Origin of the sequence: Chitinophaga jiangningensis (genome assembly GCF_900142605.1) — a bacterium.
GTDB classification, from domain to species: Bacteria; Bacteroidota; Bacteroidia; order Chitinophagales; family Chitinophagaceae; genus Chitinophaga; species Chitinophaga jiangningensis.
The window spans coordinates 20108-41681 of record NZ_FRBL01000011.1 but is presented as its reverse complement, the minus strand read 5'-3'; the positions used below and the strand labels follow the sequence as shown (position 1 = coordinate 41681).

At 48.9% G+C, this 21574-nt stretch carries 20 protein-coding genes; 9 read left to right on the top strand and 11 right to left on the bottom strand.

The features are described 5' to 3' along the window. Positions 1-27: 27 nt before the first annotated feature. Positions 28-1320 (top strand): BatD family protein, encoded by a 1293-nt coding sequence (locus BUB18_RS25550; protein ID WP_178372207.1) that lies wholly within the window; start codon positions 28-30, stop codon positions 1318-1320. Between the two features lies 1 nt (position 1321). Here the strand turns inward: BUB18_RS25550 and BUB18_RS25545 are convergent, their stop codons facing one another. The 8 genes from BUB18_RS25545 to BUB18_RS25510 form a co-directional block, all read right to left on the bottom strand. Continuing rightward, entirely contained in the window at positions 1322-2083 is a 762-nt protein-coding gene (locus BUB18_RS25545) for a DUF2490 domain-containing protein (protein ID WP_073086605.1), read from the bottom strand. A 152-nt stretch (positions 2084-2235) separates the two neighbouring features. Then, positions 2236-3804, bottom strand: coding sequence for a discoidin domain-containing protein (locus BUB18_RS25540; protein ID WP_073086603.1), 1569 nt, complete (start codon positions 3802-3804; stop codon positions 2236-2238). Positions 3805-4015: 211 nt separating this feature from the next. Continuing rightward, positions 4016-4774 carry an SDR family oxidoreductase gene (locus tag BUB18_RS25535; protein ID WP_073086601.1) on the bottom strand — a complete coding sequence of 253 codons (759 nt, stop codon included), beginning with the start codon at positions 4772-4774 and terminating at the stop codon, positions 4016-4018. A gap of 65 nt (positions 4775-4839) precedes the next feature. Then, positions 4840-5439 carry a TetR/AcrR family transcriptional regulator gene (locus BUB18_RS25530; RefSeq protein WP_083550777.1) on the bottom strand — a complete coding sequence of 200 codons (600 nt, stop codon included), beginning with the start codon at positions 5437-5439 and terminating at the stop codon, positions 4840-4842. 837 nt (positions 5440-6276) lie between these two features. Beyond that, the gene (locus BUB18_RS25525; protein ID WP_143160101.1) at positions 6277-6663 is read right to left on the bottom strand and encodes a hypothetical protein; all 387 of its coding nucleotides are present in this window, start codon (positions 6661-6663) and stop codon (positions 6277-6279) included. A 4-nt stretch (positions 6664-6667) separates the two neighbouring features. Continuing rightward, on the bottom strand, positions 6668-7528 hold the full coding sequence (locus BUB18_RS25520) for a sigma-70 family RNA polymerase sigma factor (protein ID WP_073086595.1): 861 nt from the start codon (positions 7526-7528) through the stop codon (positions 6668-6670). Between the two features lie 24 nt (positions 7529-7552). Next, positions 7553-8005: a carboxymuconolactone decarboxylase family protein gene (locus tag BUB18_RS25515; protein WP_073086593.1), complete on the bottom strand. Its 453-nt coding sequence runs from the start codon at positions 8003-8005 to the stop codon at positions 7553-7555. 135 nt (positions 8006-8140) lie between these two features. Further along, a complete protein-coding gene (locus BUB18_RS25510) occupies positions 8141-8749 on the bottom strand; it encodes an alpha-ketoglutarate-dependent dioxygenase AlkB family protein (RefSeq protein ID WP_073086591.1) in 609 nt (202 codons plus the stop codon). A gap of 331 nt (positions 8750-9080) precedes the next feature. Here BUB18_RS25510 and BUB18_RS25505 point away from each other — a divergent pair, with 331 nt between their 5' ends. Beyond that, positions 9081-10400 (top strand): DUF3472 domain-containing protein, encoded by a 1320-nt coding sequence (locus tag BUB18_RS25505; RefSeq protein ID WP_073086589.1) that lies wholly within the window; start codon positions 9081-9083, stop codon positions 10398-10400. Between the two features lie 93 nt (positions 10401-10493). On the opposite strand, the gene pth2 is transcribed toward BUB18_RS25505, so the two are convergent. Beyond that, entirely contained in the window at positions 10494-10889 is a 396-nt protein-coding gene (gene pth2 / locus BUB18_RS25500) for an aminoacyl-tRNA hydrolase (protein WP_073086587.1), read from the bottom strand. A gap of 39 nt (positions 10890-10928) precedes the next feature. Then, positions 10929-11366 carry a DinB family protein gene (locus BUB18_RS25495; RefSeq protein ID WP_073086585.1) on the bottom strand — a complete coding sequence of 146 codons (438 nt, stop codon included), beginning with the start codon at positions 11364-11366 and terminating at the stop codon, positions 10929-10931. Between the two features lie 112 nt (positions 11367-11478). Here BUB18_RS25495 and BUB18_RS25490 point away from each other — a divergent pair, with 112 nt between their 5' ends. Both BUB18_RS25490 and BUB18_RS25485 read left to right on the top strand, forming a co-directional pair. Next, the gene (locus BUB18_RS25490) at positions 11479-12357 is read left to right on the top strand and encodes a hypothetical protein (protein WP_073086583.1); all 879 of its coding nucleotides are present in this window, start codon (positions 11479-11481) and stop codon (positions 12355-12357) included. A gap of 104 nt (positions 12358-12461) precedes the next feature. Next, complete coding sequence (locus tag BUB18_RS25485; RefSeq protein ID WP_073086581.1) at positions 12462-15680, top strand: S41 family peptidase; 3219 nt, start codon at positions 12462-12464, stop codon at positions 15678-15680. Between the two features lie 61 nt (positions 15681-15741). Here BUB18_RS25485 and BUB18_RS25480 read toward each other — a convergent pair whose 3' ends face one another. Beyond that, positions 15742-16443 (bottom strand): DUF92 domain-containing protein, encoded by a 702-nt coding sequence (locus BUB18_RS25480; RefSeq protein WP_073086579.1) that lies wholly within the window; start codon positions 16441-16443, stop codon positions 15742-15744. Between the two features lie 435 nt (positions 16444-16878). Here BUB18_RS25480 and BUB18_RS30120 point away from each other — a divergent pair, with 435 nt between their 5' ends. From BUB18_RS30120 to BUB18_RS25460, 5 genes are read left to right on the top strand one after another with little or no spacing between them, the layout of a single operon-like run. Next, the gene (locus BUB18_RS30120) at positions 16879-17013 is read left to right on the top strand and encodes a hypothetical protein (protein ID WP_262487702.1); all 135 of its coding nucleotides are present in this window, start codon (positions 16879-16881) and stop codon (positions 17011-17013) included. 16 nt (positions 17014-17029) lie between these two features. Next, positions 17030-18352, top strand: a complete 1323-nt coding sequence (locus BUB18_RS25475; protein WP_073086578.1) for a TolC family protein — start codon at positions 17030-17032, stop codon at positions 18350-18352. Positions 18353-18364: 12 nt separating this feature from the next. Then, positions 18365-19600, top strand: coding sequence for an efflux RND transporter periplasmic adaptor subunit (locus BUB18_RS25470; protein WP_073086576.1), 1236 nt, complete (start codon positions 18365-18367; stop codon positions 19598-19600). Continuing rightward, entirely contained in the window at positions 19597-20343 is a 747-nt protein-coding gene (locus BUB18_RS25465; RefSeq protein WP_073086574.1) for an ABC transporter ATP-binding protein, read from the top strand. The genes BUB18_RS25470 and BUB18_RS25465 overlap by 4 nt, the downstream gene beginning before the upstream one ends. Positions 20344-20352: 9 nt before the next feature. Further along, positions 20353-21573 (top strand): ABC transporter permease, encoded by a 1221-nt coding sequence (locus BUB18_RS25460; RefSeq protein ID WP_073086572.1) that lies wholly within the window; start codon positions 20353-20355, stop codon positions 21571-21573. The last annotated feature ends 1 nt before the right edge of the window (position 21574 follow it).

Below are 21574 nucleotides of genomic sequence, written 5' to 3'. Positions count from 1 at the left end.
CCAGGCTGGATCATATTACTCCTTTGTATGCACGCGCAGCTGTTGCAGGCGCAGGTGCGATGCTTTGCGCAGGTGGAGCTGGATAAAACCGAAGTATATGTACAACAGCCGGTAAAGGTAACTTTCACCGTACTCACGGCTACCTGGTATACGGAGCCATTGAAGTTTGAGAACCTGCAGGTGCCTGAATCGTTTATCGTTCCTTTCACCAGTTCTACCCCCGGCCGCTTTACAGTGAATGGCAAGGAATATTCGGGTATTCAGTTTTACTACCTCGTGTTCCCTTATAAGTCGGGCAGCTTCCAGGTGCCACCCATAAAAATCACCGCTGTTACGCCGCCGGAAGGCAGTGCTGCCAGTCAAACCGTGGTGATTCATAGCCCGGCCAAATCCTTTGTGGTAAAGCCTGTGCCCCGCACGCTGCCACCGGGCGAAAGCTGGCTGGTAGCCTCCGACGTGCAGCTTACCCAACGCTGGAACAAGCCGCTTACCAACCTCAAAGTTGGAGATGTGATCGACCGAAGTATAGTCGTGGACGTGAGTGGTACATTACCGCAGTTTATTCCTGAGCTGCCTGATAACAAGCTAAGCTGGGCCAGTACTTATCCTAAGCCTGCTACGCTGAAGGATACACGCAATGATGTTTCGGCCAATGGCGAGCGTACCCAAACCACTACTTACCTGCTCACGAGTGCCGGGGAATTTGAAATGCCGGCAATTAAGATATCCTGGTGGAACCCTTATGCCGCGCGGATGTATTCCCGCAGCTTGCCGCCGGTGAAGGTCCATGTGGCGGAAAACCCTTCCCTGGGGATGATGACGACCCTGAAGGATAGTCTTGCTAAAACAGTGGCGGCGGCATCTCCCCCACAAAAAAAAGGACCAAGGGAAATATTTGGCATACCGTGGTACCTGCTGACGCTTTACGTAGCCATTGGATTGCTACTGCTTTATATATGGGTGCGCTGGCTGATCGACCTGTATGCCATCCTGAAAGCTGCCTGGCTGCGCTACCGCGATAGTGAACCCTGGTGGTATATGCGGTTTAAATACAGTAATAACCTGTTTCCGGAAATCTATCATTGGTGGGATCGGTTTGAGTTCCCTGACAAGCGTGCCTCTATTGGCAGTACCTTACAATCGCAGCAGGAGGATGATTTATACCGGCAATTCAGGCAGTATGCCCAGGAGGTGTACCTGCACAATCAAACCGATAAAACCCGTGAAAAAGCGCTGAAAGAGGGCTTTGCGGCGTTTCGTAAACGCCGGTTGCAGGCCATGCATCAAAAACAGGATGATTTTTTACCCGAAGAAATATAACTTACTCATCTTCATATTGTAAGGCCGGCAGTTCCTTGCCGCCTTTTTTGTGGTTCCAGGTGTAGTAGAAAAACCAGCGGAAAGTATGGTTGTAATCGTACTGGTAGCCACTGGCTTTTTGCTGACTTACAAACATGTAGCCCATATCAAACGACCAGCCCTTGCCCAAATCCTGGCGGATGCCGGCAAAGGCGCGGAACTGATCAAAGGTATTGTTCACAATCGCTTTTCCAAACTGCACCGCCACTTCATTTGCCAGAGAAATTTGCGGCACCCATTTATTTTGACTGATAGGTATACCCACGCTGATCAGGTAGCGGAAGCGGTTGGAGAAGTAGTAGTCGCCGGTGGACTGATCGTTTTGCAATATTTCCCGCCAGCGTTGCTCACTGCGGAAGCGATTGAGCAACGACACCTTCCCCACTTTGGTAGCATAGGCGATTTGTTCGTACCAGCGGTTTTCGTCTGCAAAGGTTTTATAGCCGGGGGTAGTAGGGGCCAGCCAGAGATGGCCATAGCCGGTAATAAATGATAACTGGTCGTTGAGCCAGTAGCCCACACCGGCCCTGATAAAGTAAAAGCTGTTATCGGCAACGAAATTGTTGCGGCGGATATGGAAGTCGCCCACGGCGCCCCAATGGTTATTAAACCGGAAGGTACTGTTGATGCTAAACCAGGATTGTGACTGGGAGTTGATTTCTTTCTGCTGCTGGCTGTATGAAAACAGCGGCAGCAACAGGAACAGCAGTAATGGGCGCTTCATAAATTCAGGTGTCGGAATAGGACACTACTGCATTACAAATTTGGGGTGGGATATGTTCAGATGTGCATGTTTGTCTTGCCAGGGGTAAGCCCCACGCCGCCGGCGTGGGGCTTACCCCTAATCCCGAGACCTTCGGTCTCGGGATTAGGGGTTTAAAATGCACCTAATTCCGCGAGCACGGCATAATACGTGCCCAGGTAATTCGACGCAGTCACCACTTTAATATATTGCACTGTTTGCGGGCTACTAAAGGTGATGTACTGTTTAGAGTTCACATTTGCCAGCGTATAGCTGCCAACGGTAGTCCAGTTTACATTGTCGGTACTGGTATACAGCGTAATATCTTTCAGGGAACCGTTCAGGTTGGAGCGTTGCAGGAACGACACGCCGGCAATGGTGCGCTGGGCGGCCATATTCACTACCACTGTGTGTGGATGTGTAGGCTGTGTGCTTTTCCATTGGGTATGCCATACGGTGCTCTGGTTGTTATCCAGCAGGTTTACGGCCTGTCCGTCGTTTTCCTGGCTGTCCACATAAGCGATGCTCCATCCGGTTTTGCTCAGTTCATCTTTGGTGCTGAAGTTGAGCACAGGTTCATTGTTCACGAAGGAGTAAGGGTAAGAAATTTCTGTGGAGGAGCCATTGGTATACAGGAAGCGTATGCGCATGGCGTAGTTGCCTGTTTTCTTCTGCAGATCGGCGATTGGCATACTGAGGGTGATGCTGTCGCCCGCTGGGGTGGCCACCCATGCAACTGCGTCGTAGTCGTTACCACCTTCCGGATCGTTGTACACTACTACCCGGTTTACGGTTTGTGTAGCCGTGTATTTTACTTTCAGGGAGATGTTACCGCTGGCGTAGGCAGCTTTTATCACGTTAATGGTAGTGGACCCGCCGCCATAGATGCCCGTAGCGGTGGCCGTGCGGAATACCTGGGAATTGTTCAGGATAGCGCAGCTGGCGGCCGTGAGGAAGGTGGCGCTTTTGCCGTAGGTGTAGTTACCACTGCCCATGAGCGCAGTGCCTTTGGTAGCGTCAGCGGCTTCGGATACTTTTTCCTTGTTATGCGGGAGGTTGAGGCCATGACCCAGTTCATGCATCAGTCCACCGATCCATTTGGTAGCGCGATTGCCGAGGGTGGTGTTCTGGCCCAGGTAGCTGGTATCCATTTCGGCGTAGTCGAGGGCGAAGCACCAGCGGCCAAGCCCGTAAAACGGTACACCTCCGGGATCGCCATCGGCGGCATAGGTGCTGGCTGGCATGATCACCAGGGTATGCTCGCTGAGTTTCTGGGTAGGGTTGTTCGCAAACCAGGTATTGAGTTCACCGATCACGGTGTTGCCGCCGCCATCGTATGGATAAGCGCTTTTAGGCTGTGCACCGTGGATCACGGTTACTTTTACTTTGCCGGCGGAATCCATTGGGAGTCCGAACGAACGGTCGCCATACCCATAATAGCTCATCCATTTACCATAAAACTGCTGCCCCTGGAGCAGGATACCGTTCAGGCGTTCCCGGTAGCCGGTGATGGTGTCGGCATCGGACGGTACAAAGTAGATGATGTTCACTTTGTAGGCACTGGGTGTAAGGTTGATCATAGTACCTTTGTTGGCCGACAAAGGCTGTAACCCCTCTGTAATACTACGTTTACAGGCGCCAAACAGTACAGAAGCGCACAGGAGTGTTGCTGCAATCATTGATTTGCAATTGATTTTTTTCATTGCTCGTATTTAGTGGTTAAACAAGACGTGGTTTGTTTTGACAGATTTTGGTTTTGCTACTTACGCATGATCAGGGCTTCACTGTTGTTTATAAATGTAATAAATACCTTTCATAATTTAAAGGATTTTATTTTAAGAGCGAGTTGTCCCGCTGGCGGGACAACCCGCTCTTTTTGAAAACAGGCCGCAGGCCTGTTTTCAAAAAGAGAAATTATGGTACAAGCGTTTCCGCTGCCTGTGGGTTCATTACTTCCAGCGCCTGTTGCGGAGAGCTGAGATACAGTTGGTAAAAAGCTTCGGTGTTGGCTACACGAATTTCGTAGTTATCTGTTGCGAGTGCTGCCAGGAATTCTTCCGCTACCTGGGTAGCGGGGATACCGTTTTGACCACCGATTTCGGCGGAGAACTCCGTGTTTACCAGAGGGGGCATCAGTTCAAATACTTTGATGCCGGCTGGTTTCAGGGCTACGCGCAGCGACTGGCTATAGGAGTGCAGGGCTGCTTTAGAGGCCGCGTAGGTAGCGAGGCGACTCCCCGGTGCAAAAGCCACGATGGAGGACACGTTTACGATGGCTGCCTCAGGCTGAAGGCGGAGGAGGGGCAGCAGCTTTTCGTTAAGCCGGATGATGGAGAGGTAGTTGGTGAGCATTTCCCTGCCGGCTTTTTCGAAGGTATCGGTGTCGTCGAGCAGGTTATTGAGGTTGGCGTAACCAGCGTTGTTGACAATGATATTAAGTGCCGGGTGGTGGTTATGGAGATGTTGCACTAGCGCGTCTACGTCTGCGGGATGGGCTACGTCTCCCCGGAAGGTGTGCACACCCGGTAGTGCTGCCTCGGCGGCTTTCAGGCGGGCGGCGTCGCGGCCGGTGATGATCACGGTATTACCTGCTGCGAGCAGGGCTTTGGCGAGTTCGAGTCCGATACCGGCACTGCCGCCGGTTACAAGAATGGTATTTGCTGTGGTGTTCATTTTTTTGATTTTAAAGTTTATTTATAATAGACCGATCGGTCTTTTTCTGAAGCAAAAAAAAGCACTTACGTGCGTGGGATCGAAAATGATTCGATTTCCTGTTTAAGTATACCGCAAATGGTTTTCATCTGGCTGGTGTTATCTGTCACTTTCGCAACGAGGATGCCACCTTCCATCATGGTAAACATTTTCAATGCAAATTCAGCAGGGTGGGCATTTTGGGAGAACTCTCCGGCTTTAATGCCATTGGTAACCAGTTTGGCAATGCGTGCCTGCGTACTTTTGATGCCGGCAGCTACTTTGGATTTCATCGTCAGGTCGGTATCATCTGCCTCCGTACCAAAATTTAACATGGGACACCCCCCGTTATTATTGGCCAGTACCAGGTCGTAATAAAAATCCACCAGTGCCAGCAACTTCTCCTTCCAGGTATTTTCCTGCGCCAAACGTGCTTCAATCCGGGTGGCCATTTGTGACAGCAGGTAGTCAAACACTTCCCGGCAAATTTCTTCCTTATTGGCAAAGTTGCCATAGATACCGCCCTTGGCCATTTTTGTGACCTCCATGATATCGCTGATAGCGGTGCCGGCCATACCTTTTTTATTTAGCAAAATGGCCGATTGCTCAATGATAAACTGCCTGGTTTTTTCTCCTTTCGTCATCATGATACAAATTTAGACCGATCGGTCTAAATTGCCAAATTTATTTTTTAGGGAGGTTTGGGAATAGCACATTTAGTTAACCATTTTATTTCGTGTAGAGACGCCTCGCAGGCGTCTATTCGCTTAAGTCTTCGCTAAAATCTCCTACATGATCCTTCAGATAACAGAAAGATTTTGCGGAGATCATATCGGAGATTTGTTCGGATAGACGCCTGCGAGGCGTCTCTACACAGATTGATGTGGCATCCTAGTTAATTAAAGCTACAGCTGTTTTGACAGTATTCTGTGCGGGTGTTTTTTCTTTTTATTTCACGGGAAAAGGATACCGGATGTGGGCCAGGGCGCTGGATCCAGTGGTGGTAGGGTTGTTGAAATAAATGCGGAATTATAATCTTGTGTAGAGACGCCTCGCAGGCGTCTATTCGCGTAAATCTATTGCATAATCTTCGCTAAAATAAATTCGTATAACCTAGACGGATACACGCATTTATTTTAGCGAAGATGGTGTTTTGATAGACGCCTGCGAGGCGTCTCTACACAGATTGATGTGGTATCCTAGTTAATTAAAGCTGCAGCTGTTTTGACAGTATTCTGTGCGGGTGTTTTTCTTTTTATTTCACGGGAAAAGGATACCGGATGTGGGCCAGGGCGCTGGATCCAGTGGTGGTAGGGTTGTTGAAATAAATGCGGAATTATAATCTTGTGTAGAGACGCCTCGCAGGCGTCTATTCGCGTAAATCTATTGCATAATCTTCGCTAAAATAAATTCGTATAACCTAAACGGATACACGCATTTATTTTAGCGAAGATGGTGTTTTGATAGACGCCTGCGAGGCGTCTCTACTTCGGCTTCTTCATTTTCATCAGCAAACTATACGAAATACTGTTGCCACCCTGGTGTTTCATCAGGTAGTTATACAGCCATTGTGCCCGTTCGGCAAGTGTCGGTTGCTGGGTGCTGTTGCCCTGCTGTTGCAGGGTATCTGCTGCCAGCTCCAGCAGCTGCTCGTTCTGGGGATTGGCTTGCAGTGCTGTTTCCAGCTCCGCGACGGGCATCTTCCCCATATTTTCGAGCGTTAGCCCGGAAGGTTTCAGCAGTTCATCGATCCGCATCTCCAGCTCCTGCATGGCTGTTGGAGAAGTATTTCCTATCAGCCGGTTAAATGCCTGAAAAGCCTCGGCAATCAGTTGTTCGAAATAGTCTTCTTTCCGGTGTTGAATGGCCATAATATTAGTTTGTATCATTAGATGCCAGCATTTTCAGCTTGGCAGGATCTACCACGTTGTTTACCTGTACGATTCGCTTCCCGTCTGCACTGAATTCCAGCACCTGGCAGGTAGCCAGCCGTCCTTTCACAAAAAACAGCAGGGCAGGCTGGTGATTAATCCACCGCACCTTAATTTCCGCTTTGCCAAGGTACCGCTCAATAACGATGCGTAACACATTGGATACTTCTTCAAATCCTGTGCTGACTTTAGCCACCACCTTAATTTTGCCGCCACCGTCAGTAATGAGGGTTACCTCCGCGGATAACATTTCTTCGAGCCGGCTCAGGTCACGCTGGCGGATAGCATTCACATAATCAGCTACCAGCTGGCTGGTATTATCCATCACATCTTTACTCTTTACCTCCGCACCGGGTTTAAACAGCCTGGTTTTGGCCCTGCTCAGTAACTTGCGGGAATATTCCTCCGTGATGGAAAGTACATCCGCAATCTCCTGGTGCGAATAATCAAAGCTCTCTCTTAAAATGAATACCGCCCTTTCGATGGGGCTCAGGCGCTCCATCAATACCATCAGCGAATACGAAAGGATGTCTTTTAGGTATACATTCTTATCCGCATTATCATCCGTAGCCACTGGCTCCGGCAGCCATTCTGCCGGCTGCGGAGTCAGTCGCTTATTTCTGTTCTTGTAATTGATGGCCAGGTTAATTACACTTCTGATCAGGTAGTTTTTCTCGTCCACCACCTCATCGTGTGTAGTGGTAAAATACCGGGAAAGCACTTCCTGTACGGCATCCTTGGCATCTTCAGCTGTTCCGAGTATGTTATAGGCATACGGAAACAACAACTGTTGATAATCTATCATACAAACATTTGATTGGCAAAAAAATCAGCCCATACTACCTACTACATAACCACCGGGAACGGTATGGAAAGCGCGGTTAAGCATGTTCCAGGAGTTAATGTTTACAATCGCCAGTGTAATATCGGCAATTTGGGCTTTATCAAAGAATTTAGTGAGATGGTTAAATGTTTCGTCCGTCACATTTTTAGCGGTAACTTCTTCGGTATAGGCCAGCACAGCACGTTCTTCTTCTGTGTAGTAAGGGCATTCCCTCCAGGCGCCCAGGGAGTATAAACGCTGCTCTTTTTCACCGAGGTGAATGGCATCTTTCCAGTGCATATCCAAACAAAATGCACAATCATTTATTAAAGAGGCCCGGAATTTTATCAGCTCTTTCAGCAACGGATCGAGGCCGGATTTTTTTAAATGCATTTCTGATTTAAACAGGCCATCTGCGAAACCTTTGTTTACATCTTCGAATTTAATTCTTGCTTCCATGGTGTGTAAATTTTTATAGTTAATGTTTTAATGTCGATATACACCAGTAAGACAAATTCGAAAATCGAAACGTGACAGAGTTGCCGGATTATTTTAAATTTTTATTATTTAAAAGTATAATTAGTTGTTTTTTAGTTAGATGCGAATGCTTCTGAAAGTGAGATTGAGCCGTGGCTTCAGCCTGTACCCGGCCTTGGCAATCCGATGTTCCCAATGCTGCTGTAAATCGCCTTTCATCAGCAACAATGATCCGTTGCTAAGCGTGAGCGCGTATTTATTACTGTGGTTGTCTAACTGCCTGAATTCGAAGGGCCTGGCAGCACCCAGACTTACAGACGCAATCACCGGCCGGTTACCAAGCTCACTCTCTTTATCCCGGTGCCAGGCCACCGAGTCATTTTCATCTCTGTAATAATTTAATAATACACTGTTAAACGTATGCCCGGTAGAGTGAGTGATCTGGTCCCGCAAGGCCTGCAATTCAGGTAGCCAGGCATGCATCTGCAGGGTTTTACCGGCCATATGGTAGGTTTTGTCGGGGTCGCCATACCAGGCAGTGAGGCGGGGAGTAAGCACTTCCCTGTCGTACATCCGCTGTACATGCTGCTCCCAGGGAACGGTATTAATCAGGGTATCCATTAACGTTAGTGCCGCCGCCGGTTCCATAAAACCGGGGAAATATTCCAGCAGCTCCTCCGGGAACCGGAAGCCTTCCGTTTCATTAAACAAATTCAGCTGTGACATGTGATAGTGTTGTTCCTATTACATTACAATTTTCGGAACAGGTTTGTTATCTACCAATAACCCTCCAATACCTAATGCATTGGAGGGTTGTTGCAGGCATTCACGAAGATTGCATCCCATGAAGGGTTTTACTCCACAAATGGCATCCTGAGAAGATTGCATCCCGGCAGAGAGGAAAAAAAATTCTTATTTTAATTTATCATGATGTATATTTAAAGAGAACAATGTCTCAACCAAGATCTGTGGGGTGCCCGAAATTTTTCCAGTGAACAAAACTCCATCTCTATAAGCAAATCTGTCAGAAAATTTCACTCAAAAACTTTACCATCCAATGAAAGTGAACATTCGGTTTATTTTAGCCCTTATGGTGTCTGCCGCTTTGTTATCCTGTAATAAAAGCGATGACACATTGACTGCCCGCACTACCGCCAAAGCACAAACGGAAACAGTGCCTGCCGCCTCCAGTTATGCCGTGGCGCTTGCAGGCAATGCGTTTGTGACCAACCTGCCTTCCGGTGCATCAGAAGTGATCACCAGCAATGGCCTGGGCAACTGGACCAACGCCAACAGCGTTACCAGCGCATATTTCCGCCTGGGACTCACCGGTACCCTCAAAGTAGGCGTACGCATGAAAGTTCCTTCCGGCACCAGCGTTATCAAAGTAACAGTGAACGGTACCGCATTTACAAAAACCGTAACAGGTAACTCTTACATCGATTACAACATCGATTCCATCAACATCACCAGCGCAGGCTATGTAAAGGTAGACCTGCAGGGGGTGAGCAAAACAGGCAGCTACTTCGGGGATGTATCGCATATCCTCATCAGCGGCAGCGCTACGGCAAACAGCGTAACGTATGCTAACGATGCCACTAATTATTACTGGTCGCGCCGCGGCCCTTCCGTGCACCTCGGCTACACCATTCCTTCCGGCACCACGGCTGAATGGTTTTATAACGAAGTAACCGTACCAGCCGGGGAAGATAAGATCGGCTCTTACTTTATGAGCAATGGCTTTAACGGTGGTTATTTTGGGATACAGGTAAACAGCGCTACGGAGCGCCGCGTCCTCTTCTCCATCTGGGACCCCGCAGTGGGAAAGACTTCACTCGTGCGTAAAGGCACCGGTGTGGTAGATAATGCTTTCGGCGGTGAAGGTACCGGCGGACAGAGTTATCTCGTGTTTAACTGGCAGGCAGGTACTACCTATAAATTCCTTACACATGTATTGCCGGATGGTGCCGGTGGTACCGATTTCTCGTCCTGGATTTATACACCTGAAACCAGCAGCTGGCGCTTCATTGCCACGTGGAAACAACCGAATACCACCACTTATCTCGGCGGACTCTATTCTTTCCTCGAAAACTTCAATGATACCAAAGGCTACCTGGGAAGAAGCGCGCAATACAGCAATGCCTGGATACGCTCTACTGCCGGTGTATGGACAGAAATCACTTCCGCTAAGTTTACTGCAGATGCTACTGCCACTGCTGATCAGCGTCGTGATTATGCCGGTGGGATAGATAGTGGTACGGGAAGGTTCTTCCTGAAAAACTGTGGTTTCTTCAGTAACTATGTAAACTACAATACTACGTTTACGCGTACTGCTACCGGTGTAGCGCCAACGGTAAATCTGACTACATTGCCGTAATTAAACTGGTTTGCTTATAGAAGGGGTTTAAGGGTCAGGGCCTTTGGCCCTGACCCTTAACTGATTCCTCCCGCCGAAGGCGGGAGGAATCAGTTACAATAATTTGAGATCCTTCGTAATCCTGTCAATATCCTCATTCCTGTTAGGTCCAATCGCACAGCACGTTTTAGTAGGTACTCCACCAAACTCCGTATAGCCACTATCCGTGATCAGGGACGCTATCAGTCCATCCGCTACCGCCTGTTCGTATATACGTACCAGTTCCTCTTCCGAATCTACCGACAAACAAATTTTAGTAAACCCTAAAGATATCCACTCCTGCACTTCTTCCGGGTTGCGTAAATGAGTTTGCAGGATATTGCCTTCAATGGTTGCCTGCCGGGTAAGAAATGCCATGGAGGCATGTGAACCCTGTGCAATCATTTTTCCTTTACGCATGTTCAGATCCTTGCGCATGACAATCACCTGCTTGATATTCCTGGATGACATAATGAATTGGTTTTCCACGAAATTATGGAAATGTTTGTACTACAGGATCTGTTTAAGATGATGTTCCATATGATCTACATAGTCATCTACAATGTATGCGAGCGTAAATGGTTTACCTTCTCCGCCAATGCCGGTACGCTCCAGCGCTGCTTCCGGAATTTGCTGCAAAAGCGCCAGCAGAAAGGTGTTGTGCGCAATCCATGTTTGTAACAACAGCCGCTCATTTTGCAAACGATGATAGCTGTATTGATTCCATTCTTCCTGCGCATAACGAATCACCGGCGTGTCCTCAAATTGTATGCGTACAAATCGCTGATGATTGTTGACGGCGCTGTCAATCAAATGGCCGATCACCTGCTTCTTGTTCCACTTGCCTGGACCATAAGGGGTGTTCCATTCTTCGCTGGAAAATGCGGATAGTTGTGCGGGTACCTGATGCAGGATTTGGGCTAAGCGCTCTAAAGCGGGGCGTTTCATAAATTTTAATTTTGACCGTACTAAAGGTAGCGGGTATTTTTTAAATATATATATCGCTTATTTTGATATTCGTATCTTTAGGGCTGACCATTTCTGATAAAACCCTTTTATCATGAGAAGCAATACTATCTTATTAACCTGTTTAGCCCTGATTATCAGCAGTTTTTTCTCCTGTAAGGAAAAAGTGCCCGGCGTAAAAGGAAAGAGTGGCAATGAGGCGGTAAAAGTGGCGAAAATAATTTTCGGAAAAGATGCTGTACCGGATATGTACCGGTATATCACGGGAGAATATGACGGTACTCCCAACGGACGTGATTTCGCAAACGGGCAACTGCATTGGAGAGTGCTCGATCAGCGCGATACCATCGCATTGATCAATCTCACAGTAATCGATTCCACCGGAAAAGGAGCAGACCTCTACCTGCGCATGGTAAAAGATACCACCTGGAAATTGCAGAGCGTACGCTCGCTGGCCATGACCGGCATTATGCAGGCGGAACTGGAAGAGCTGGAACAAATGCCGCAAGGCTACCTGGATACCCTCATCGCCGCAGCACAGGCGGATAAACAAGGCAACGCACTTAAAATGCTGACTTCCATGGATGATTATCATTTTCTCATTGGAAATCTTCGTTTAGCCCTCGCCCTCGATGATACAATTGCAGATCATTTCAAACGCAATAAGGCCGCATTCAATCGGCTGAAAGATACAGCCATGGCTGAAATGCAGCGCCATCCAAAGCAAAAGGAAAAGTACCATAAACTGCTGCGTAAATATAGTACCGACTATAAAAACCTGCTGATAGAAACTGTACTCACCGGCGAACCGGAAGGCTCTACCGCCATCCGATTTATGATCGGTGGTATGATCGATAACTTCGTAGGCTACCTCTACGTGCCAGACAAGAAGGAGCTGCCCGATCTGTATGAGTCTGACCTCATTATGCTGCGCGACCTCGGCGATGGCTGGTACATCTATAAAACTACCTGATTTCCCAGCTATTGGGCCTGCGGACCGTTTGTCAAGTAAGGGATTGCCAAAGCGGGAGTAATTTGTTACTTTAGGCGGTTATACAAAGCTATCTAATACCGCTTATGAAGAAGATTTTATTCAGTTGTGCGGCCTTACTGCTCGCCGCCTCTTCCTATGCCCAGGATAATGCCCTTTGGTTAAGAAATCCAGCCATTTCCCCGGATGGTAAAACCATTGTTTTCGGCTATAAGGGCGACATTTACCGTGTTGACGCCAATGGGGGAGTAGCAGTACCTCTCACCATCCATGAGGCACATGATATGATGCCGGTATGGAGTCACGACGGTAAATCCATCGCATTTGCCAGCGACAGATACGGCAACTTCGATGTGTTTGTAATGCCTGCCACCGGCGGCACGCCGGTTAGGCTGACTACCAACAGCGCAGCCGATTATCCGTACGATTTTACACCGGATAACAAACAGGTGCTTTTTGGTAGTGTACGCAATGCACCCGCTGTAAGCGTACGTTTCCCCTACCGCATTTTCCGTAACGTGTATACGGTACCCGTTACCGGTGGCCGCGCGGTACTGTTGAGCGCTGCCGGCATGGATGCTGCCCGCTATAATAAAGACGGCAGCAAAATCGTATTCCAGGACCGTAAAGGGTATGAAGATCCTTTCCGTAAACACCACACCTCCGCAGTTACCCGCGATATCTGGGTAATGGATGTAGCCAAAGGAAAATACGACCAGCTCTCTGCCTATGAGGGCGAAGACCGTGAACCTGTATTCGGTAACAACAACGAAGTGTACTACCTGAGCGAAAAAGGTGGTATTTCTCAAAATCTCTTTAAATCTTCCCTGACCGACAAATCCAGCATGCAACAGCTCACCAGCTTTACCAATCACCCGGTAAGAAGTCTGACCAGAGCTGATAACGGCGTTTTGTCGTTTACCTACAACGGGGAGATATATACGTTGAAAGAAGGCGATAAGCCAAAGAAAATCAACGTACAAATCTTTAATGACGGTCGCGAATCGGTAGTGAAAAATATGCCGGTATCCGGTAACATCACTGAGTTTGCCATGAGCCCTGATGGAAAACAGATGGCGTTTGTAGCAAGAGGTGAAGTGTACGTGACCAGCGTGGAAGGAAATATGACCAAACGCCTCACCAATACGCCCCAGCAGGAACGCATGGTGAACTGGTCACCTGATGGTAAAAAAGTTGTGTACGCTGCTGAACGCAACGGTAACTGGGATATCTTTCAGTCTACCATCGTTCGCAAGGAAGAACCATTCTTCTTTAACGCTACGCTGCTGAAAGAAGAGCCACTGATCGCCACTTCAGCAGAAGAATTCCAGCCGCTGTTTTCACCGGATGGCAAAGAAGTTGCCTTCGTGGAAAACCGCAATGAGCTGAAAGTATTAAACATCGCCAGCGGTAAAACACGTACCATCCTGCCGGAAGGCCATAATCACAGCTATTCTGATGGCGACTGGTCATTCAACTGGTCACCGGATAGCAAGTGGTTACTGGTAGACGATGAGAAAAATTATTTCGGTTCCAGCAACCTCGCTGTATTAGCTGCGGATGGTAAAGGCACGCCTTTCTATCCTATCAACAGTGGCTTTGGTGAAGGCAATGGTAAATGGGCTGCCGAAGGTAAAATGATGACCTGGTACAACAACCGTGAAGGTCGTAAGTCACTCGCCAAACAAGGTAGCCGCGAAGTAGATATTTACGCCGTATTCCTCGACCAGGAAGCCTACGATAAATTCAAATTGTCGAAGGATGAATTTAATTTATTGAAAGAAGGTGGTGACGCCAAAAAAGATACTGCCAAGTCCAAAGAAAAAGATACTACTGCGAAGAAAACCTGGCAGCCAAATTTCGATAACCTGGAAAACCGCCGGGTACGCCTGACGATCAACAGTGCTTCTATCAGCGATTATGTGCTGAATAAAGATGGCAGCAAAGTGTTTTACATGGCTGCCTTCGAAAAAGGATTCGACCTTTGGGTAACAGAGCCAAGAACAGGTGAAACCAAAATCCTCGCTAAACTGGGCGGTACCCCAGGCGGACTGGAACTTAGTAAAGACGGTAACACCGTGTTTGTCAGCAACCGTGGCAGCGTAGTAAAGGTGGATGCCAATTCCGGTAAAATCACTCCTGTAACCATCGGTTCAGAAATGGCCCTTAACCAGGAGAAAGAACGTGAATATATCTACTGGCATACCTGGAAGCAGGTGAAAGAGAAATTCTACGATCCTAAACTGCATGGGTTGGATTGGAAGATGTATGGGGATAATTATGCTAAATTCCTGCCTTACATCAGCAACAACTACGATTTCCAGGAACTGCTGAGCGAGTTGTTGGGTGAGCTGAATGCTTCCCATACAGGTGGCCGTTATAGCCCGATGATCCCTAACGGTGATGTGACTGCTGCGCTGGGACTCCTCTACGATGAAGCCTCCACTGCGGATGGTCTGAAAGTGGATGAGGTGATCAATGGTGGTCCGCTGGATAAAGCCAGTTCCAAACTGAGAAAAGGCGATATCATCGAGAAAATCGATGGCGTGGCCATCAACAGTAGCTTCGACTGGGCCACCCTGCTGAATCGCAAAGTTAACAGCAATGTGCTGCTGAGCATCTACAACCCTGATACCAAACAACGTTGGGACGAGATCGTGAAGCCTATCAGTGCCGGTGAAGAATCCGGTTTGCTGTACAAACGCTGGACCGACAGAATGTCCAAACTCGTAGATAAACTCAGCGGTGGCAAAGTAGGCTATGTACACGTAGAAGGTATGAACGATGCCAGCTTCCGCTCTGTATACGATGTGGTAATGGGTAAAAATAAGGACAAAAAAGCGCTGATCGTAGATACACGATTCAACGGTGGTGGCTGGTTGCACGACGACCTGTACCAGTTCCTCAGCGGCAAGAAATACCTGGAATTTGCACCACAGGGTAACCGGCTGAACGGCGGTGAACCAATGGGTGTATGGCAGGGGCCCAGCTGCGTGGTTATGAGCGAAGGTAACTACAGCGACGCTTTCATCTTCCCATATGTTTATAAACAAGGTAAACTGGGTAAGCTGGTAGGTATGCCGGTAGCTGGTACCGGTACCGCTGTGTGGTGGGAAACACAGATCGATCCTACCATCGTATTCGGTATTCCGATGGTGGCCACTATCGGTGCTGAAAACCGCCCGACAGAAAACCTGCAGGTAGAGCCGGATATCCGTGTGCCGCTGCCATTCGAGGGCTTCCTCGCCGGTACGGATGCACAGATGGAAGCTGCCGTGAAGGAAATGCTGAAAGAGATCAAATAACTGTATCAATAAAAATGCCCGCGTATCACGCGGGCATTTTATTAGCCTGACACCGAAGGTATCAGGCTAATAAAAAAAATAGTCCAACTGCAATAATAACCGCCCCCACGGTATTCAATACATTCACCATATCATTATTCAGTTGCTGCTTCCGTTCCAGCGTAGCGCCCAACACAGAATCAATATAATTCCCAAGTATACCACTTAACGCAATAATCACACACCCGCTATCCGCCTGTCGGAATGCTGCATACAAGCCTGCTATGGCAATGGCGCCTGCTGCCCCAATCAGCGTGCCTTCCAGACTTACCACGCCATCCAGGCCACGGGTGTCCTTTTTCCAGGAGATGACATTGTAAAACTTGCTGCCATACACGGTACCCAATTCTGACGACAAAGTATCCGCAGTGGCGGAGGCAAATCCTGCGGCCATCAGTAGCGAAAACAATGACTGGTATTGGGGCAGGAGCCAGGCTGCCAATCCAAGCAGGGCGGCAACGCCGCCATTGGCGAGCACCTGGGAAGCCTGGCGGATTTCAGTATGCTCTTCCACGTGGGATTTAACGCCGCGCTGATGACGGGTGGCCAGGGTAGCACTTCCAAAAAACAGCGCCAGGTAGGCCAGCCCCTCATAACGGGTACCCATATATATTGCCATCGCCACCAGCCATCCTGTAATGCCGGCTGCCGGTGTGAGTTTCTTCTTTTTTACTACCAGAGTGGCTGCTAATGCTACCACCGCTGCTATTACGATCGATTCCATAGTTGTCCCCAAAAATACAACCTTAATGAAATTCTATTGTTATATGATTTAGTAATGCGTTTATACCAGCGCCTTCGGCACTGGTATAAACGCTGAATGGGCGCACCGCCGGTGCGCCCATTCAGCAACGGGAGGGACGTACGCTCGTGCGCTAAGGTATCCGGCATAGGTATGCGCGCAGGCTAAGATCAGCAGCATTCGCTCGTGCGCTACGGTGATCACCATAACGAATGCCGCGTGCTAAGGTACCGCCAAAGGATACGCCCACGAGGTGAGGTAACCACCATAACGTACGCCCGTGAGTGATGGCACTGGCAAAGCCACCCGCGCGCAGCGCGGAACTCCCCCAAATGACACCGAAGGTGTCATTTGCAATTCGCTCAAAAGAAATCTCAGTGGATCAAAAAATACCCAAATGTTATTTAATGTTAAGCAATGTTAGATACTGTTATCATCCCGCATCATCACCACTATTCCAGCTTTTCCGGCTTGAAGTTTGGCGGACAAATCACCGTAACCCATCACGGATTTAAACACAGCAGGGTTTATGATACCATCATACTGGATTAAATATTTTTTCAGGCAGATGCCAAAGGCCATACTCACCTGGGTGCTACCGCTACTGGTTACAGGCAGCTTTGCTCAGGCGCCGGTAGATTCAGTTTCACCGGTAGAGTGGGACCTGCAGCAATGCCTCGACTATGCCATGCGCTATAATATTACACTCAACAGCCTGCGACTAAGCCGGCAAACGAGTGAGCAGGACCTGATCCTGTCCAGGGCCGCAAAGCTGCCTAACCTGAACGCCTCCGCCACACAGAACTTTACCGGTGGAAAAAATACCAACAACAGCCAGTCCTATGGCACTGCTGCTTCCGGTAACTACAGCGTCAATTCCAGCGTCACCATTTACAACGGCGGCTATCTCAACAGGGACATCCAGCAAAAGAATATACTAACGCAGGTAGCAGATCTAAGCATTGCACAGCAGATGAACGATATTACCCTGCTGATCACACAATCCTATCTGAATATCCTGCTCGCAAAAGAAAATATCATCTACATAAAAGATATTGTAACTACCTCCGAAGCACAGGTAGCAAGGGCCCAGCAACAGTACGACGTGGGAAGCATTGCGCTCAAAGACCTCGCGCAACTACAGGCACAACTGGCCAATGATAAATATACCCTCATAACGGCAGAGAATACACGCAGGCAAAATATGCTGACCCTGAAGCAAATCCTGCAACTGCCCACCGGCAAACCTTTCGATATTGTAGCCCCGGATACCATCATGGCTACCGGCCTGCTCACCCCGGTGGAAGAGGCGCAGCAGGAAGCCTTTGATACGCGCCCGGAAATCAAAAGCAGTAACCTCAACGTAGATGTGGCACATCTGGATCTGGCCAAAGCCAGGGCAGGGCGTTTGCCCGTGATTACCGCCGGCGGGTCGCTGTCCAGCAACTATCTCACCGGTAATGATTTTGCTTATTTCAAACAGCTGGACAATAACTTTTACCAGCAAATCGGACTGACGCTATCGGTACCCATCTTCACAAGAAAAGTGAATAAAACCAATATAGAAAAAGCAAAAATAAATATCGATCAGTCGCAGCTCAACCTCCAGAATACTAAAACCAACCTTTCCCAGGACGTGGAACAGGCCTACATCAATGTGCTCAATGCACAGGGCCAGTACGACGCCGCAGTGGAGCAGTTTAAGTATGTCCAGGAAAGTTATCGCATCGCGAATGAGCAACTGAAAGTAGGTGTGGCCAATATTGTAGAGTTTTTGCAACAGAAGAATCTCTACATACAGGCCGTACAGGCGTATATACAGTCGAAATACAACGCAGCACTTAATATAAGGATCTATGATTTTTACAGGGGTATCCCGGTAAAACTATAAACGCTGACAGCTATGGCAAAATATAAACGGGTGATCATAATAGTAGTAGCAGTGCTGTTGGCACTCCTGCTGATCTGGTATTTCTTTTTCAGAAAGCCACCTGTAAAAACAACATTCACAACGGAATTTCCGCAATATGGTACCATCGCTACCACGGTTACCGCTACCGGCACCATTCAGCCGGTGGATACCGTAGCTGTGGGTACACAGGTTTCCGGCTACCTGAAATATTTGTATGTAGACTTTAACTCCAATGTGAAAAAGGGACAGTTACTGGCACAACTCGACCAAACCCTGTTCCAGGCCTCCGTGGACCAGTTTTCCGGTCAACTGGCAGTGGCAAATAGTAATCTGACTTACCAAACGGCTAATTTCGGCCGGCAGGAACTGCTCTATAAAACCGGGGCTATCAGTCGCGCCGATTACGACAATGCCGCCTACCAGTTAAATGCCGCCAAGGCCAATGTAGCCGCTGTTACAGCGCAATTAAAGTCTGCCCGAACCAACCTCGACTTCACCAATATTTATTCCCCGATAGACGGGGTAGTCCTCAACAGAAATGTAAGCATCGGACAAACAGTGGCAGCCAGCTTCAATACGCCTACCTTATTTGTAATTGCGAAAGATATTACAAAGATGCAGGTAGAAGCCAGCGTGGATGAAGCGGACATTGGCGAAGTGCGCGACAGCCTGCGTGTATCCTTTACCGTAGACGCCTACCTGGATGATGTATTTGATGGAAGGGTACAGGAAATCCGCCTGCAGCCCAGTGTGTCAGCGAACGTGGTGACGTATAACACCATCATCAACGCCAGCAATAACCAGATGAAACTCAAACCCGGTATGACGGCTAATGTGACTATTTACACCGCGGAGCGCGACAGCGCCCTGCTGATACCGGTACGTGCACTTAAATTCAGACCAGATTCTGCGAGCTTGTCCAAACAATACATCATACTCCCGGCAGTGCGCCGCAACGCGCCACCGGAGCCTAAAGACACTAATCGCGTGGACACCGAAAAGAAAGTCCGCGAAGGCACCGTCAACTATGTATGGGTACTCCGCGGGGATACGCTGCAACAGAAACGTATCCGCACCGGCCTCAATGATAATACCCAGCTGGAAGTACTCCGCGGCCTCACCATCAACGACAGGGTGATCACCGGGCAGGAAGGCGGCACGGTTGCTACTGCATCCAGCCAGGCCGGCGGCTCTCCGTTCATGCCTAAAATGGGAAGAAGACGATGACGCAGAAAATATTAGAAATAGACAATATCAAGCGTGAATTCCGCATGGGCACAGAAGTAGTGCGGGCCCTGAAAGGAATCAACTTCACCGTTACGGCAGGGGAGTTTGTGACCATCATGGGGAGCAGTGGCAGCGGCAAAACCACACTGCTCAACATTCTTGGCTGCCTCGATAAACCTACCTCAGGTACGTATATACTGGACGGTACCAACGTGGGAAATCAGTCGCGCAACGACCTGGCAAAAGTACGTAACCTTAAAATAGGTTTCGTATTCCAGGCTTACAACCTGTTGCCACGTACCTCGGCACTCGAAAATGTGGAACTGCCGCTGTTTTACAATAAGGCAATCAATACGCATCAGCGCCGCGAAAGAGCCATCAGGGCACTGGAGGCAGTGAAGCTGGCCGAGCGACTGGATCACACACCCAGTCAGCTTTCCGGCGGCCAGCAACAACGCGTGGCCATTGCAAGGGCACTCGTGAATGAGCCCGTGATGATCCTCGCCGATGAGGCCACCGGTAACCTGGATACGCGTACTTCCTACGAGATCATGGCCCTGATGCAGGAACTGAATCAACAGGGAAAAACCATCGTGTTTGTAACGCATGAACCGGACATTGCGGCGTTTAGCAGTCGCACCATCATGCTCCGCGACGGCCGTGTGCAAAAAGATTATTTCAATGAAAATGTACGTTCTGCCAAAGAGGCGCTGGCAGCGCTTCCGGTGTCGGACGACTACTAAAATACTGCTATGAGCATTTTTAATCTCATACGACTCGCCTTACTGGCCCTGCAACGTAATAAGCTGCGGGCTTTCCTTACGATGCTGGGTATCATTATCGGGGTGGCCGCCGTTATCGCCATGGTGGCCATAGGGCAGGGGTCCAAAGAAAGTATACAGTCGCAGCTGGGTAATATGGGTTCAAACATGATCACCATTATGCCTGCCAGTAATGTGGCCGGAGGGGCGCGACTGGAGGGCTCCAGTGTACAAACGCTGACCGTGTCGGACGTGGACGCGTTGAAAAAGCGGGCTACCTTGCTATCTGCTGTGTCGCCGGTTTCCTCCTCCAGGGGGCAGTCCATTTCCGGTGCACTCAACTGGCCTACACAGTTGCAGGGCGGTAATACCGATTATTTTGACATCCGCAAGCTCACCTTACAGGATGGTATTTTATATTCTGAATCAGATGTAGCTTCCGCTGCAAAAGTTTGCATCCTGGGCAAAACGGTGGTGGATAATCTATTTCCCAGTGGAGAGAACCCTATCGGGAAAGTGATTCGTTTTAATAAAATTCCCCTGCAGGTGATAGGTACACTGGCGCCCAAAGGTGTGAGCTCCTTCGGCCAGGACCAGGACGATATCATCGTAGCACCTTACACCACTATTCAAAAGCGCGTGCTGGCCACCATCTATCTGCAAAATATCCTGGCATCTGCCGTCAGCGAAGATGCTTCCGAAGAAGCGGTGAACCAGATCACCAGCATATTGCGGGAAACGCACCGGCTTCGACCTACAGATGAAAATAATTTCCAGGTAAGAACCATGGCGGAACTGATTAAAACCCTTAGTTCCACCAGTAGTCTGCTCACCGTTTTACTCACCGCTATTGCCGGTATTTCTCTTGTAATAGGGGGCATCGGCATCATGAATATCATGTATGTATCCGTTACAGAGCGTACCCGCGAGATAGGACTTCGTATGTCCATTGGCGCGAGGGGTATTGATATCCTGCTGCAGTTTTTGGTAGAAGCGATCATCATCAGCATCACCGGCGGACTAATTGGCGTAGTGTTGGGTATTACTACCTCCGAAGTAATCACGCTGGCGCTGGGTTGGCCTACGCTGGTTTCCCGCAGTTCTATTATTTTATCGTTTATGGTGTGTGCGCTCACCGGTGTGTTTTTCGGGTATTACCCCGCGCAAAAGGCCAGCAGACTCGATCCTATCGAAGCATTGCGTTACGAGTAGG